This window comes from Enterobacter sp. MGH 24, assembly GCF_000493015.1.
Classification (GTDB): domain Bacteria; phylum Pseudomonadota; class Gammaproteobacteria; order Enterobacterales; family Enterobacteriaceae; genus Enterobacter.
Map to the genome: position 1 here is coordinate 377699 of NZ_KI535657.1, position 13692 is coordinate 391390.

Consider the following 13692-nt stretch of genomic DNA (forward strand, 5'->3'; position numbering starts at 1 on the left):
GACAGCTGTCGACATCAGCGGTGCGGGCCGTCAATAACGGAGTCGCGAAGCACCAGCTCGCCGGAGAAGGTTTGCTGATATTTAAACTCACCGCCGTCGAGCATGAAGATCAGGCGGCTGATGGTTTCTTTGATCATCTCCGTCACCGGAATACGCACGCTGGAAAGCGACGGCACGATGTAGGGCGCGATGGCCACGTCGTCGAAACCGATCACCGACACCGCGTCAGGGGTGGCAACGCCGCTGTCGTGCAGCTGCTTCATCGCGCCGATTGCCATGTCGTCATTACTCGCCACCAGCGCCGTAAAGCGCTCACCGCGCGCAAGCAGTTCGGTCACCGCCGCCGCGCCGCTGGCGGGGTTCCACTTCCCCTGCGCAATCAGCCCCTCGCGCAGCGGAATACCGTGCTGCGCCAGCGCGTCCCGGTAGCCGGAGAGACGCTCAACCCCGGTAGGGGAATCCAGCGAGCCGGTGATAAACGCAATCTCCCGGTGCCCTTTCGCAATCAGCTGCGACACCGCGTCCTGGCTGGAGGCTTTATGATCGGACCAGACGCTGTGGCTGCTGTTTTTCCGCAGGCGGCGGTTGAGCACCATTATGGGCTGCTCGCACTTCTCGACGATCTCATCCATCTCTTCCACGCTCAGGAAACGCGGATAGATGATCACCGCGTCGCAGCGCATGTCGAGCAGGTACTGGATCGCCTCGCGCTCTTCATCCGCGCTGTGCTTGCCGTCCGCGAGGATCAGCTGCCGCCCCTTTTCTTCCGTCATACGCGCGGCGTGAAACAGCAGTTCGCTAAAGTAAACGCCGTGATACAACGTGTTTGTCACCACCAGCCCGAGCGTCTGGGTACGTTTGGTTGCCAGATTGCGCGCCAGTAAATTCGGGCGATAGCCGCTCTCTTCAATGGCCTGAAACACCCGGTCTTTGGTCTCCTGGCTGACGTAGCCATTTCCCGACAGCACCCGGGACACCGTGGCTTTCGAAACGCCTGCCCGCTTCGCCACTTCAAGCATCGTGGTCATATTATTATTCCGTCTGAATCTGATGGAGCGCAGTGTACTGCACTGCAAAAAAATTGTCGCAGCGGTGAAATCACGCTTTCGATACCCCATTGCGATCTGCATCACGAAACGAAAAAATGGTCAAAAAGCGATCTTGTTTCATTCACAGAAACTCATGATGATTATGTGGAACCGGTTTCCTACATGTCTCACAACAATAACAGGATCACATCCGATGGCCAAAAATTACGCTGCGCTGGCGAACGACGTTATCAGCGCGCTGGGCGGCAAAGAGAACATCGTCGCCGTCACCCACTGCATGACGCGTCTGCGTTTCGTACTGAAAGACGAAAGCCTGACCGACGCTGCACGCCTGAAAGGCATCAGCGGCGTCCTCGGCGTGGTGCGCAACGACAACCAGTGCCAGGTCATTATTGGCAACACGGTTTCACAGGCGTACCGCGAAGTGGTGAGCCTGCTGCCCACGGACCTGCAGCCCGCCGTACCGGAAGGTCCGCAGAAGATGACGTTGCGCCGCATTGGCGCCGGGATCCTCGACGCGCTGATCGGCACCATGTCCCCGCTGATCCCGGCGATCATCGGCGGTTCGATGGTCAAGCTGCTGGCGATGATCCTCGAGATGACCGGCGTGCTGCCAAAAGGCGCGCCGACGCTCACCATTTTGACCGTCATCGGCGACGGCGCGTTCTTCTTCCTGCCGCTGATGGTGGCAGCCTCTGCGGCGGTGAAATTCAAAACCAACATGTCGCTGGCGATAGCCATCGCGGGCGTGCTGGTGCACCCGAGCTTTATCGAGCTGATGGCGAAAGCCGCGCAGGGCGAGCACGTTGAGTTCGCCTTTATTCCGGTGACGGCGGTGAAATACACCTATACCGTCATCCCCGCGCTGGTCATGACCTGGTGCCTGTCGTACATCGAGCGCTGGGTGGATCGCATTACCCCGGCGGTGACGAAAAACTTCCTCAAGCCGATGCTGATCGTGCTGATTGCCGCCCCGCTCGCCATCGTGCTGATTGGCCCGCTGGGGATCTGGATCGGTAGCGCCATCTCCGCGCTGGTCTACACCATTCACGGCTACCTGGGCTGGCTCTCCGTCGCCATCATGGGCGCGCTCTGGCCGCTGCTGGTGATGACCGGGATGCACCGCGTCTTTACGCCGACCATCATTCAGACGATTGCCGAAACGGGCAAAGAAGGGATGGTGATGCCGTCGGAAATCGGCGCCAACCTGTCGCTCGGCGGCTCGTCGCTGGCTGTGGCGTGGAAAACGAAAAACCCGGAGCTGCGCCAGACGGCGCTGGCCGCGGCGGCCTCGGCCATCATGGCAGGGATCTCTGAACCGGCCCTGTATGGCGTGGCGGTACGCCTGAAGCGTCCGCTGATTGCGAGCCTGATCAGCGGCTTTATCTGCGGCGCGGTGGCCGGCATGGCCGGTCTTGCCAGCCACTCGATGGCGGCACCGGGGCTGTTCACCAGCGTGCAGTTCTTCGATCCGGCCAACCCGATGACCATCGTCTGGGTGTTCGGCGTGATGGGGCTGGCAGTGGTGCTGTCGTTTGTTCTGACCCTGCTTTTAGGGTTTGAGGATATCCCTGTCGAAGACGAGGCCGAAAAAGCGCGCGCCCTGCAGACCGCACCAGTACAGAACAACGCAGCAAAAGCATAAATTGAAAGCGAGGTAAGAATGTCTGTTTTTCCACAAGGATTTTTATGGGGCGGCGCGCTTGCCGCCAACCAGAGCGAAGGTGCGTACCGTGAAGGCGGCAAGGGACTGACGACGGTCGATATGATCCCCCACGGCGCGAACCGCCTGGCGGTGAAGCTCGGTAAGGAAAAGCGTTTTTCGCTGCGTGACGACGAGTTCTACCCGAGCCACGAGGCGATTGATTTTTACCATCGCTATAAAGAGGACATCGCCCTGATGGCGGAGATGGGCTTTACGGTGTTCCGCACCTCGATTGCCTGGAGCCGCCTCTACCCGAACGGCGACGAGCCGCTGCCGAACAAAGAGGGTATTGCCTTCTACCGCGCGGTGTTTGAAGAGTGCAAAAAATACAATATCGAGCCGCTGGTGACGCTCTGCCACTTCGACGTGCCGATGCACCTGGTGACGGAGTACGGCTCCTGGCGCAACCGTAAGATGGTCGATTTCTTCGCCCGCTACGCCCGCACCTGCTTCGAAGAGTTTAACGGGCTGGTGAAATACTGGCTGACCTTCAACGAAATCAACATCATGCTGCACAGCCCGTTCTCCGGCGCGGGGCTGGTGTTTGAGGAAGGTGAAAACGAGGACCAGGTGAAGTACCAGGCCGCGCACCACGAGCTGGTGGCGAGCGCGCTGGCAACCAAAATTGCCCACGAGGTGAACCCGGAAAACCAGGTGGGCTGCATGCTGGCGGGCGGGAATTTCTACCCGTATTCCTGCAAGCCGGAAGACGTGTGGATGGCGCTGGAGAAAGACCGCGAGAACCTGTTCTTTATCGACGTGCAGGCGCGCGGCAGCTACCCGGCCTACTCCGCCCGCGTGTTCCGCGAAAAAGGCGTGGTGATTGTGAAAGACCCGGGCGACGACGACCTGCTGAAAAACACCGTCGACTTTGTTTCGTTCAGCTATTACGCCTCACGCTGCGCGTCGGCGGACATGAACGCGGGCAACACCAGCGCGGCGAACATCGTGAAGTCCCTGCGTAATCCACATATTCAGGTGAGCGAATGGGGCTGGGGCATTGACCCGCTCGGCCTGCGCATCACCATGAACATGATGTACGACCGCTACCAAAAGCCGCTGTTCCTGGTGGAGAACGGGCTCGGGGCGAAAGACGTGATTGATGAAAACGGCGAGATCAACGACGACTACCGCATCAGCTACCTGCGGGAGCACATCCGCGCGATGGGCGACGCGATTGAGGACGGCGTGCCGCTGATGGGCTACACCACCTGGGGCTGTATCGACCTGGTGTCGGCCTCAACGGGTGAAATGAGCAAACGCTACGGGTTTGTGTACGTTGACCGCGATGACGCCGGAAACGGCACGCTGGACCGCAAGCGCAAGAAATCGTTCTGGTGGTACAAGAAGGTGATTGCGAGTAATGGGGCGGATCTCGAGTAGCCTGTTTTGCCGGGTGGCGGCTTCGCCTTACCCGGCCTACAAAACCGTAGGCCCGGTAAGCGTAGCGCCACCGGGCGCTGTTCAGAGCCGGGAAAATCCCCCGTCCCCAACCCATCCGGCCAGCCGTGAATAGACCACGTCCACCGCCTCTTTCACCGGCTGCGTCATGGGGTAATAAAACCCGACGATGTCCGGCTGAATGCCCAAAAACAGCACCTCGCCCACGTCGTCTTTAATCTGATCGACCAGGTAGTTCAGCGGCATATTGTGGGTGGTCATCATAAACATCTCGGCGATGTCGTCCGGATCAATCAGGCGGATCTCACCGGGATTAAGCCCCATATCGGTGGCATCGACGATTAACAGCCTGTCCGGGTGCAGTTCGCGGATGGCGACCACGTCATTTTCCGGCGCGCTGCCGCCGTCGATAACCACCCAGCTGCCCTGCGGGTTCGCGGCGCACATCTCCGCCAGCAGCGGGCCCGCGCCGTCGTCGCCCATCATGCTGTTGCCGACACACAGTAAAACGTCAGTCACATAATCTCCTCACCATCAGGTAGATGGCGCTCTCCTGATGAATATCGTGCAGCATGCTGAGCAGCGTTTTGCTCCACGCCTGCTGCTCGGGGGTTTGCCTGCCGAGCGCCGCGTCAAAGGCGTTGGCAAGCATCGCAATGTGGTTGGCGTCGATAACGATCTCGCCGTACTTCGGCACGCCCTCCATCTTGCGCCGCGCCGTGCTGCCCTCCTCCAGCGTGGCGATCCACGCCAGATACTCGGGCCACGGGCAGCTCAGCGCCGCCTCCAGGCAGTCAATCACCCCGAGGTGATGCCCAATCGCCAGGCTGTAATAGACCACCTGCTGCGCCGCATCCGGCGTGGCATCGTTCTCATCAATAAACTTACGGCTCAGCTGGCTGAACACCACCGTTTCACTCATCGGATACGCGCCTCATCCACGATGCTGTTCAGGTTCGCCACGATCTCATTGAGTCGCGGATCGTTTTCCGCCTCCAGCCAGCGCGCCACCTGATGTTCGCCCTGGCTCAGCAGGCGCAGATAATCGTCGGCAATCTGACGCCCGTAGCGATAGCCCGCCAGTTTCCGCGCCGTGCGGTCGACCTTGACCCGCAGCGGCTGCACCATATCCGGGTGCAGGATGGCCGCGGGCTGGCTGTCCAGCTCGCCCGGCTCGCGCGCGTGGATTTTCTGTTCCAGCAGGCCGAGCGCCATGGCAAAGCCGTACAGCGTCGCGGCAGGCGTCGGCGGGCAGCCCGGAATGTAGACGTCCACCGGCACGATTTTGTCGGTGCCGCCCCAGACGCAGTAGAGGTCGTGGAAGATGCCGCCGCTGTTGCCGCAGGCCCCGTACGAGATACAGATTTTCGGGTCCGGCGCGGACTGCCAGGCGCGCAGCGCGGGGGAGCGCATGGCGCGGGTGACGGCCCCAGTGAACAGCAGAATGTCCGCATGACGCGGGGACGGCACCACCTTGATGCCGAAGCGTTCGGCGTCAAACAGCGGCGACAGCGTAGCGAAGATCTCGATCTCGCAGCCGTTGCAGCCGCCGCAGTCCACGCGGTAGACGTAGGCCGAGCGTTTGATTTTTTTCAGCAGCGACGCCTTCATGCTGGCGATGGATTCGTCCACCGTCATCGGCACCGGAATGCCGTTTGCGTCGCGCGGGCCGAGTAAATTGTCCATCAACTGGCCTCTCTCATATGGCGGGTGATATCAATGCGGTCGGACGGCAGCAGGCACTTCTGACGCTTGCACTCCGGGCAGGTTTCAAAGCCTTCGCGGTGATGCTCCGCGCGGGCGTCGCCGTTGTGCTGCAACAGCGCGATGGCGTAGTCGATCTCTTTCTGCACGGCGAACGGGCGCCTGCAGACGCGGCAGCTGCACAGATCAAAGCGCGACTGCTGCAGAAAGTCTTCTTTCTTCCACACCGCCAGCTCGTACTCCTGCGACAAGCGAATGGCGACCGTCGGGCAGACCTCCTCGCAGCGGCCGCAGAAGATGCAGCGCCCGAGGTTAAACTGCCAGGCCAGCTCGCCGGTTTTGAGATCCGTTTCGACCGTTAAGGCGTTAGACGGGCAGGCGTTGACGCAGGCCGCGCAGCCGATGCACTGCTGCGGATTATGCTCCGGCTTGCCGCGAAAGTTTTTGTCGACCGGCATCGGCTCCAGCGGATAGCTGCTGGTCTGGGTGCCGGTTTTGATCACTTTTTTGATAAAGGTAAACATGGCGAGTCCTTATTTCAGCGGCGAGTTCTTACGCTCGATGCTGTAGCGCTCAAGCTCTTTGTACGGCACCACCTGGCTTTTCTTCTTGCGCACGTCCACGACGGTCATGCGGTCGGTGCAGGAGTAGCACGGGTCGAGGCTGCCGATGATCAGCGGCGCATCGGAAACCGTGTTGCCGCGCAGCATATAGCGCAGGGTTGGCCAGTTGGCGTAGGTGGCCGCACGGCAGCGCCAGCGGTAGAGCTTCTGGTTGTCGCCGGTCATGCTCCAGTGGATGTCGTCCCCGCGCGGCGCTTCGGCAAAGCCGAGGGCAAAGCGGTTCGGAATGTAGGTGAAGCCTTCCACCATCAGCGGACCGCCCGGCAGGTTATCGAGGCCGAAGTCGATCATATTCAGGGCGGTAAACACCTCGTTGATGCGCACCTTGAGGCGCGAGATGACGTCGCAGCCCTGCTCGCTGTGTACGGTCATCGGCAGCAGGCCGTAGCCGACGAACGGGTGATCGGCGCGGGTGTCGCGGGCGTGGCCGCTGGCGCGCACCATCGGGCCGACGTTGCTGAAGTCGCGGGCGATCTCCGGGTCAAGGCGACCGATGCCGACGGTGCGCTGCTCGATGTTTGGCGTGCTGAGCAGCATGTCCACCAGCTCCTGCACGTCGCGGCGCATCTGCTGCGCCAGCTGGCGGGTCTGGATCATGTCGTCCTTCAGCAGGTCGCGGCGGATCCCGCCGATCAGGTTCAGGCCGTAGGTTTTACGCGCCCCGGTGAGGATCTCCGCCATCTTCATCGACGCCTCGCGCACGCGGAAGAACTGCATAAACCCGGAGTCAAAGCCGACGAAGTGGCAGGCCAGGCCGAGGTTCAGCAGGTGAGAGTGCAGGCGCTCCACCTCCAGCAGAATGGCGCGGATCATCTGCGCGCGTTCGGGCACCACGATCCCCATGCCGTTCTCCACCGAGGTGGTGTAGGCGGTGCTGTGGGCGAAGCCGCAGATGCCGCACACGCGGTCAGAGAGGAACGTCACTTCGTTGTAGCCCATGCGGGTTTCCGCCAGCTTTTCCATGCCGCGGTGGACGTAGAACAGGCGGTAGTCGGCGTCGATGATGTTCTCGCCGTCGACGAACAGGCGGAAGTGGCCCGGTTCGTCGGAGGTGACGTGCAGCGGGCCGATCGGCACCACGTTGTTCTTCTTGCTGCCCAGCTCGTTGATGAACTCGTAGGTTTCGCTGTCGGTGGTCGGGGCCGGGCGCTGGCGGTAGTCCATGCTGTCCTTGCGCAGCGGATAGAGTTCGTCCGGCCAGTCGTCCGGCAGCACCAGGCGACGCTCGTCAGGCAGGCCAACCGGCACCAGACCATACATGTCACGCACTTCGCGCTCGCCCCAGACGGCGGCAGGCACGCGCGGCGTGACGGAGGGGTATTCCGGTTTAGCCGGATCGACCTCTACGCGCACGGTGAGCCAGCACTTCTCCCCCTGCTCCATCGACATCACGTAGTACACCGCATAGTTGCCACACAGCTGACGCTCGTCGTTGCCGAACAGCACCGACAGCCAGCCGCCCTGCTGGTAGTAGAGAAACTCCACCACTTCCGGCAGGTAGTTCACCTTTACGGTGACGGTTATCTGGTCTTTGGTTTGCCAGGACTCCTCCAGCACCACGCCGGGGAAAGCCTGATGCAACGCGGCGAGATACTGCTGACCTTTCTTTTCTTCAGACATAAATACTCTCTTTAATCACGCCACCAGCAAGGAGACGAACGCTAAAAATGCAAAACCAAAACCGGCCCAGGTGATGCGAGACGTTTCGACAAAACGCAGGCGCGCCATGCTGTTTTCAAACAGGGCAATTACCAGCACGCCGACCAGCAGCTTGAGGGCGGCAATCACCACGGCCAGCACCAGACCGCCTGCGGAGAAGTGCGTCATTTGCCCCCACGGGAAGAAGACGCCGACAAACATCTGCAGCACCACCAGCTGTTTGAGGCTGATGCCCCACTTCAGCACCGCGAAGCCGTAGCCGCTGTATTCGGTAAGCGGCCCTTCCTGCAGCTCCTGCTCGGCTTCCGCGAGGTCGAACGGCAGTTTGCCCATCTCAATAAACGTAGCGAACGCGCAGGCGCAGAGCGCCAGCACCAGTGGGATCGAGCGCGCCACCGGCCAGTGGTAAACGGTGTGGGTGATAAAGCTGATGTGGGTGGAACCCGCCACCTGCGCGGCGACCCACAGCCCCAGCAGCAGGATCGGCTCCACCAGCACGCCGAGCATCGCCTCGCGGCTTGCGCCGATGCCGGTAAACGGGCTTCCGGTGTCCAGGCCCGCAATCGCAAAGAAGAAGCGCGCGATAGCGAAGAGGTAAATCAGCGTAATCAGATCGCCGAGCGCCGGCAGCGGCGACGCCACCGTCACCACCGGCAGCGCGGTGGCGATGGTCAGCATGACGCCCACCATCACGAACGGCGTCAGGCGGAAGACCCAGCCTGCGGCGTCCGGCGCGACGCTCTGACGGGAGAGCAGTTTAAAGAGATCGCGGTACTCCTGGAGCACCCCGGGCCCGCGACGGTTGTGCATCCGGGCGCGCGCCACGCGCGTGATGCCCGACAACAGCGGCGCAGCGGCGAACAGCACCAGCGCCTGAAGAATTGCCAGTAACAGACTCATGTCAGGCTCCTCGTGAAATCACAATGACCACCAGCACCGCCAGCTCGATGACCGCCAGACGGCGGAACAGCGCGGGCGCGGCGGCACTCTGCCAGCCGGGTACCCAGCCCACCGGGTTCAACCAGTGGCGCAGCTTCAGCACGGCGGCGAAGTTCTCCTTCACCGGCATGGCGAAACCGTGGGCGGTGATGACCATCGACTGTTCGTGTTCGTAGCCGCAGGCCCACGCCGCACCGCGCGAGCGGGAGGCGAGCCGGTCGCGCTTGAAGAACAGCATCAGTACGAGCGGCAGCAGCGGTGCGCCAATCAGCAGCAGCGCGATCATGGGCTGAGAGACGGTGGTATTCGCCACGGTCAGCGGCAGCGGAATGGCGTTGCCCAGCAGCGGCAGCAGCCACGGCGCGGCGACGCCGCCCGCGATGCAGCACAGCGCCAGCGCGACCACGCTCGCGCCCATCAACAACGGTGCGCAGCAGGCGTTTTCCGCTTCGCGGGTGCGCGGCGCGCCGAGGAAGGTCACGCCGTAGACTTTCGCCATACACATCACCGCCAGCGCTCCGGTAATCGCCAGCCCGACCGCCAGCAGTGGGCCGAGCAGGCGTGCAATAAATGCGTCGCTCTGGCCGAGCGCGAAGAAGGACTGGTAGATCACCCACTCCCCGGCAAAGCCGTTCAGCGGCGGCAGCGCGGCCATTGCCATCAGACCCACCAGCATGGCGAGTGAAATGACGGGCATCTTTTTGCCAATCCCGCCCAGCTTTTCGATATCCCGATGACCGGTGCGGAACCAGACGCTGCCCGCGCCGAGGAACAGGGTGCTCTTAAACAGGCTGTGGTTGACGAGGTGATACAGACCGCCGATAAACCCGGCCGCAATCAGCGCCGGCTGGTTGAGCGCCAGCCCGGTCACGCCCGCGCCGATACCGAGCAGGATGATGCCGATGTTTTCCAGCGTGTGGTACGCCAGAAGACGCTGAATATTGTGCTCCATCAGCGCGTACAGGCCGCCGACGAACGCGGTAATCATTCCGGCGACCAGCAGCACGACGCCCCACCACAGAGGCGGTTGTCCGCCGGTCAGCGTAATCGCCAGAATCCCGAACAGCCCCACTTTCATCACCACCACAGAAAACAGCGCGGCGGCGGGCGCGGAGGCATTCGCATGCGCCTGCGGCACCCAGCCGTGCAGCGGGATGATGCCAGCGAGCAGACCAAAGCCGAGCACGCTCAGCAGCCAGACGTCGTTCCCCAGCGGATGCCCGTTGAGCGCAGCGAAGTCCAGCGTGCCAAAGCGTTGCCACACCAGCCAGCAGGCCAGCGTCAGCAGCAGCGTTCCGAGTCGTCCCAGCGCAAACCACAGCTTGCCGGAGGCGCTGCAGCCCGTCAGGAACACGCCGCACAGCGCCATGATTTCCGCCATCACCACCAGCGCGCCGAGGTTGCTGGCGATAACGGTGCAGACCGCCGCCGCCATCAGCAGGTTAACCAGCAGGCCGTTAGCCCTGGCGTGCGGATGGCGGTGCCAGTCGATATTGAACAGGCTGATAAACAGCCCGCACAGGCCAAACGTCACCAGCCAGATGGCGTTCAGGGGCGTGATCTCAACGGTGTGGCGAATCAGCGGCATCACGCTCTCAGCGGACTGGCCGCCGAGCAGGACAACGCCGCCTGCCGCCAGCGTCATCAGGCTAGCGACCGCCCCGCCGAGCCCGGCGATCGCGCCGCTCAGGGTTTTATGGAATGAGAAGATCAGCGCCAGAACAGCGGCGCCAGCAAAACAGGCTACCGCGCTGGTAATCATCATCGCCGCGTTCATTTCGCCCCCTCGTTAAGCGCCTGTAGAAGAGAAAGATCGCCAAAATCACTGTTGATGGTCAGCTCGCGTTTACGCTTGCTGGTACGGGCGATGTCGCGAATGTTAACCAGAATCAACGCCTTAGTCGGACAGGTGCGCACGCATGCCGGGCCCTGCTCATCGAAGCTGCACAGGTCGCATTTCACCGCAACGGCGCGGATGCCGGGCACCCAGTCCAGCAGCGTGCTTACGCGTGCAGGCGCCGGTGGCGCGGGCGGGGCTTTTGGCGAGTTGGCGTTCGCCGGAATATGCAGCGGACGGCTGCCGGAAAATTCAATCGCGCCGAACGGGCAGGCAATGCCGCACAGCTTGCAGCTTACGCACAGGCTTTCGTTCAGCTGGACAGCGCCATCCACGCGGGTGATGGCATTCACAGGGCAGACGCCCGCGCAGGGGGCGTCTTCACAGTGATGGCAGAGCTGCGGGGCAGACTCTTTTTCATTACGCATGACGTGCAGGCGCGGCATGGACTGCAGCCCATGCAGGCGATGCGTTTCCGAACACGCCGCCTCACAGGTTCGACAGCCAATACAGACCGTCGAGTCAGCAATTACAAAACGGTTCACCGGGTTATCCTCTGGTGATAGTCATTTTTGACGAAAAACTGTCTTGTCGACACTTCTCGACACGCAGGAGTCAGGCCACGTTCGCTGAGGCATTTCCGTCCATCAGCTGCTTCAGGTTGACCGGGAGATCGTGCTCAACGGCGGCGTACAGGCCGTTATAGACCGGCGCGATTTTTTCCAGATAGTGCTCCAGCACCTGCTGGCGATCGCGGTTGCTGACGTGGCCGTCCACCATGCCGTCGGCCATCAGCTGCGCCTTCGCAATACACTGTTTTTCCCCGTCTTTTGTCTCGAGGTGGTACTCAATGGTGTGGCTGTTGAAGTTATCCGCCAGGGTAACGTTGATGATGAAATGGCCGAACAGGACGAAGCGCATATCGCCCTGCGCCGCGCAGCTCATCGCGTGGTGAAGACGCGCTTTCGAGAGGGTTATGCCCTGAACCAGAGAGTTGCAGTAGAGGTGCCACTGGTCCTGCAGCTGCTGATGACGCTGCGCGATGTAATCCGCTTTTTCGCTGATTTCCCAAATAGTCATAGAAGGTATCCGTGTAATGGAGATAGCGGCTGTTAAGCAGATTCCATGCCAGTTTTTATATTTATGATTTTAAAGAGATTTAATCGCAAAGCTGCTGTCAACGCCGCGGTGTCGACGTGTCATTTCGACAGCGTTGACATCGTCACGCCCTAACAAAAATCAAGCTGGCACCGTTATTGCATTCAATGGCGCAATTCATTGAGGAGGCGTCATGCACGAAATCACCCTCTGCCAGCGGGCTCTGGAGCTTATCGAACAGCAGGCAGTGCAAAACCACGCGAAGCGCGTCACCGGCGTCTGGCTGAAGGTCGGGGCGTTTTCCTGCGTCGAGACCAGCGCCCTGCATTTCTGTTTTGAGCTGGTGTGTCGCGGCACGCTGGCGGAAGGCTGCGAACTCCATATCGAAGAGCAGCAGGCGGAGTGCTGGTGCGGGCAGTGTCAGCAGTACGTCACCCTGCTGTCATCGAAGGTTCAGCGCTGTCCGCAGTGCCAGGGCACCGGTCTTCGCATCGTGGCGGACGACGGCATGCAGATCCAACGCCTCGAAATCGAGAAGGAGTAAAGTATGTGTAGCACCTGCGGTTGCGCCGAAGGCAACCTGTATATAGAAGGGGATGAACACCGTCCCCATTCCGCGTTTCGCTCCGCGCCCTTTTCCCCTGCCCCGCGTCCTGCGGCGGCGCTGACCGGCATTACCTTCGCCCCGCAGCGCTCCGACGCTGGCGACCTGCACTACGGCCACGGCGAAGCGGGGACCCACGCGCCGGGCATCAGCCAGCGCCAGATGCTGGAGGTGGAAATCAACGTGCTGGACAAAAATAACCAGCTCGCCGCCCGCAACCGCGCCCGCTTTGCCGCCCGCAAACAGCTGGTGCTGAACCTGGTCTCCAGCCCCGGCTCCGGCAAAACCACGCTGCTGACCGAAACGCTCAAGCGCCTGAACGGGCGCGTCCCCTGCGCGGTGATAGAAGGCGACCAGCAGACCGTTAACGACGCGGCGCGCATTCGCGAAACCGGCACCCCGGCGATTCAGGTTAATACCGGCAAAGGCTGCCACCTGGATGCGCAGATGATTGCCGACGCCGCCCCGCGCCTGCCGCTGGCGGATAACGGCATTCTGTTTATTGAAAACGTCGGCAACCTGGTCTGCCCGGCAAGCTTTGACCTGGGTGAACGGCATAAAGTCGCGGTGCTTTCGGTGACCGAAGGCGAAGACAAGCCGCTGAAGTATCCGCATATGTTTGCCGCCGCCTCCCTCATGCTGCTGAACAAAGTCGACCTGCTGCCATACCTGAACTTCGACGTGGATAAGTGCCTGGCATATGCCCGTGAAGTGAACCCGGAGATTGAGATCCTGCTGGTCTCCGCCACGCGCGGCGACGGCATGGACGGCTGGCTAGAGTGGCTGGAGAACGAACGATGTGCATAGGCGTACCTGGACAAATTCACGCCATCGACGGTAATCAGGCCAAAGTGGAGGTCTGCGGCATCCTGCGCGACGTGGACCTGACGCTGGTGGGCAGCAGCGATGAAACGGGCGCCTCGCGTCTCGGCCAGTGGGTGCTGGTCCACGTGGGGTTCGCCATGAGCGTGATTAACGAAGCGGAAGCCCGCGACACGCTGGATGCGTTGCAAAACATGTTCGACGTGGAGCCTGACGTGGGCGCGCTGCTGTACGGCGAGGAGCGATAGCAC

15 protein-coding genes are annotated in these 13692 nt (G+C 61.6%); 5 read left to right on the forward strand and 10 right to left on the reverse strand.

Annotation, left to right across the window (positions count from 1 at the left end):
* Positions 1-14: 14 nt before the first annotated feature.
* Positions 15-1028: a LacI family DNA-binding transcriptional regulator gene (locus tag L370_RS19935; RefSeq protein WP_023333199.1), complete on the reverse strand. Its 1014-nt coding sequence runs from the start codon at positions 1026-1028 to the stop codon at positions 15-17.
* A gap of 214 nt (positions 1029-1242) precedes the next feature.
* Here L370_RS19935 and ascF point away from each other — a divergent pair, with 214 nt between their 5' ends.
* Both ascF and L370_RS19925 read left to right on the forward strand, forming a co-directional pair.
* A complete protein-coding gene (ascF, locus tag L370_RS19930; RefSeq protein ID WP_023333200.1) occupies positions 1243-2694 on the forward strand; it encodes a PTS cellobiose/arbutin/salicin transporter subunit IIBC in 1452 nt (483 codons plus the stop codon).
* Positions 2695-2712: 18 nt separating this feature from the next.
* A complete protein-coding gene (locus L370_RS19925) occupies positions 2713-4137 on the forward strand; it encodes a 6-phospho-beta-glucosidase (RefSeq protein ID WP_023333201.1) in 1425 nt (474 codons plus the stop codon).
* 81 nt (positions 4138-4218) lie between these two features.
* Here L370_RS19925 and hycI read toward each other — a convergent pair whose 3' ends face one another.
* The 9 genes from hycI to hycA all read right to left on the reverse strand — a co-directional run bounded on the left by hycI (position 4219) and on the right by hycA (position 11997).
* On the reverse strand, positions 4219-4674 hold the full coding sequence (hycI, locus tag L370_RS19920) for a hydrogenase maturation peptidase HycI (protein ID WP_023333202.1): 456 nt from the start codon (positions 4672-4674) through the stop codon (positions 4219-4221).
* A complete protein-coding gene (locus L370_RS19915; RefSeq protein ID WP_023333203.1) occupies positions 4667-5077 on the reverse strand; it encodes a formate hydrogenlyase maturation HycH family protein in 411 nt (136 codons plus the stop codon). The genes hycI and L370_RS19915 overlap by 8 nt, the downstream gene beginning before the upstream one ends.
* The gene (locus tag L370_RS19910) at positions 5074-5841 is read right to left on the reverse strand and encodes an NADH-quinone oxidoreductase subunit B family protein (protein WP_023333204.1); all 768 of its coding nucleotides are present in this window, start codon (positions 5839-5841) and stop codon (positions 5074-5076) included. Before L370_RS19910 ends, L370_RS19915 begins: the two co-directional genes overlap by 4 nt.
* Positions 5841-6383: a formate hydrogenlyase complex iron-sulfur subunit gene (locus tag L370_RS19905; RefSeq protein ID WP_023333205.1), complete on the reverse strand. Its 543-nt coding sequence runs from the start codon at positions 6381-6383 to the stop codon at positions 5841-5843. Before L370_RS19905 ends, L370_RS19910 begins: the two co-directional genes overlap by 1 nt.
* A gap of 9 nt (positions 6384-6392) precedes the next feature.
* On the reverse strand, positions 6393-8102 hold the full coding sequence (gene hycE, locus L370_RS19900; protein ID WP_023333206.1) for a formate hydrogenlyase subunit HycE: 1710 nt from the start codon (positions 8100-8102) through the stop codon (positions 6393-6395).
* A gap of 15 nt (positions 8103-8117) precedes the next feature.
* Complete coding sequence (locus tag L370_RS19895) at positions 8118-9041, reverse strand: respiratory chain complex I subunit 1 family protein (RefSeq protein WP_023333207.1); 924 nt, start codon at positions 9039-9041, stop codon at positions 8118-8120.
* Position 9042: 1 nt separating this feature from the next.
* Positions 9043-10857 carry a formate hydrogenlyase subunit 3 gene (hycC, locus tag L370_RS19890; RefSeq protein WP_023333208.1) on the reverse strand — a complete coding sequence of 605 codons (1815 nt, stop codon included), beginning with the start codon at positions 10855-10857 and terminating at the stop codon, positions 9043-9045.
* Positions 10854-11462, reverse strand: coding sequence for a 4Fe-4S dicluster domain-containing protein (locus L370_RS19885; protein ID WP_023308971.1), 609 nt, complete (start codon positions 11460-11462; stop codon positions 10854-10856). The genes hycC and L370_RS19885 overlap by 4 nt, the downstream gene beginning before the upstream one ends.
* Before the next feature lie 70 nt (positions 11463-11532).
* Entirely contained in the window at positions 11533-11997 is a 465-nt protein-coding gene (hycA, locus tag L370_RS19880) for a formate hydrogenlyase regulator HycA (RefSeq protein WP_023333209.1), read from the reverse strand.
* Positions 11998-12208: 211 nt separating this feature from the next.
* Here hycA and hypA point away from each other — a divergent pair, with 211 nt between their 5' ends.
* From hypA to L370_RS19865, 3 genes are read left to right on the forward strand one after another with little or no spacing between them, the layout of a single operon-like run.
* Positions 12209-12559 (forward strand): hydrogenase maturation nickel metallochaperone HypA, encoded by a 351-nt coding sequence (hypA, locus tag L370_RS19875; RefSeq protein ID WP_023333210.1) that lies wholly within the window; start codon positions 12209-12211, stop codon positions 12557-12559.
* 3 nt (positions 12560-12562) lie between these two features.
* Positions 12563-13426: a hydrogenase nickel incorporation protein HypB gene (gene hypB / locus L370_RS19870; RefSeq protein WP_023333211.1), complete on the forward strand. Its 864-nt coding sequence runs from the start codon at positions 12563-12565 to the stop codon at positions 13424-13426.
* On the forward strand, positions 13417-13689 hold the full coding sequence (locus L370_RS19865) for a HypC/HybG/HupF family hydrogenase formation chaperone (RefSeq protein WP_023333212.1): 273 nt from the start codon (positions 13417-13419) through the stop codon (positions 13687-13689). The genes hypB and L370_RS19865 overlap by 10 nt, the downstream gene beginning before the upstream one ends.
* The last annotated feature ends 3 nt before the right edge of the window (positions 13690-13692 follow it).

Bases quoted from the DNA above. Each gene is read 5' to 3' on its own strand.
- L370_RS19935 (WP_023333199.1), bottom strand. From the start codon at position 1,028: ATGACCACGATGCTTGAAGTGGCGAAGCGGGCAGGCGTTTCGAAAGCC.
- ascF (WP_023333200.1), top strand. From the start codon at position 1,243: ATGGCCAAAAATTACGCTGCGCTGGCGAACGACGTTATCAGCGCGCTG.
- L370_RS19925 (WP_023333201.1), top strand. From the start codon at position 2,713: ATGTCTGTTTTTCCACAAGGATTTTTATGGGGCGGCGCGCTTGCCGCC.
- L370_RS19915 (WP_023333203.1), bottom strand. From the start codon at position 5,077: ATGAGTGAAACGGTGGTGTTCAGCCAGCTGAGCCGTAAGTTTATTGAT.
- L370_RS19910 (WP_023333204.1), bottom strand. From the start codon at position 5,841: ATGGACAATTTACTCGGCCCGCGCGACGCAAACGGCATTCCGGTGCCG.
- L370_RS19905 (WP_023333205.1), bottom strand. From the start codon at position 6,383: ATGTTTACCTTTATCAAAAAAGTGATCAAAACCGGCACCCAGACCAGC.
- hycE (WP_023333206.1), bottom strand. From the start codon at position 8,102: ATGTCTGAAGAAAAGAAAGGTCAGCAGTATCTCGCCGCGTTGCATCAG.
- L370_RS19895 (WP_023333207.1), bottom strand. From the start codon at position 9,041: ATGAGTCTGTTACTGGCAATTCTTCAGGCGCTGGTGCTGTTCGCCGCT.
- hycC (WP_023333208.1), bottom strand. From the start codon at position 10,857: ATGAACGCGGCGATGATGATTACCAGCGCGGTAGCCTGTTTTGCTGGC.
- hycA (WP_023333209.1), bottom strand. From the start codon at position 11,997: ATGACTATTTGGGAAATCAGCGAAAAAGCGGATTACATCGCGCAGCGT.
- hypA (WP_023333210.1), top strand. From the start codon at position 12,209: ATGCACGAAATCACCCTCTGCCAGCGGGCTCTGGAGCTTATCGAACAG.
- hypB (WP_023333211.1), top strand. From the start codon at position 12,563: ATGTGTAGCACCTGCGGTTGCGCCGAAGGCAACCTGTATATAGAAGGG.
- L370_RS19865 (WP_023333212.1), top strand. From the start codon at position 13,417: ATGTGCATAGGCGTACCTGGACAAATTCACGCCATCGACGGTAATCAG.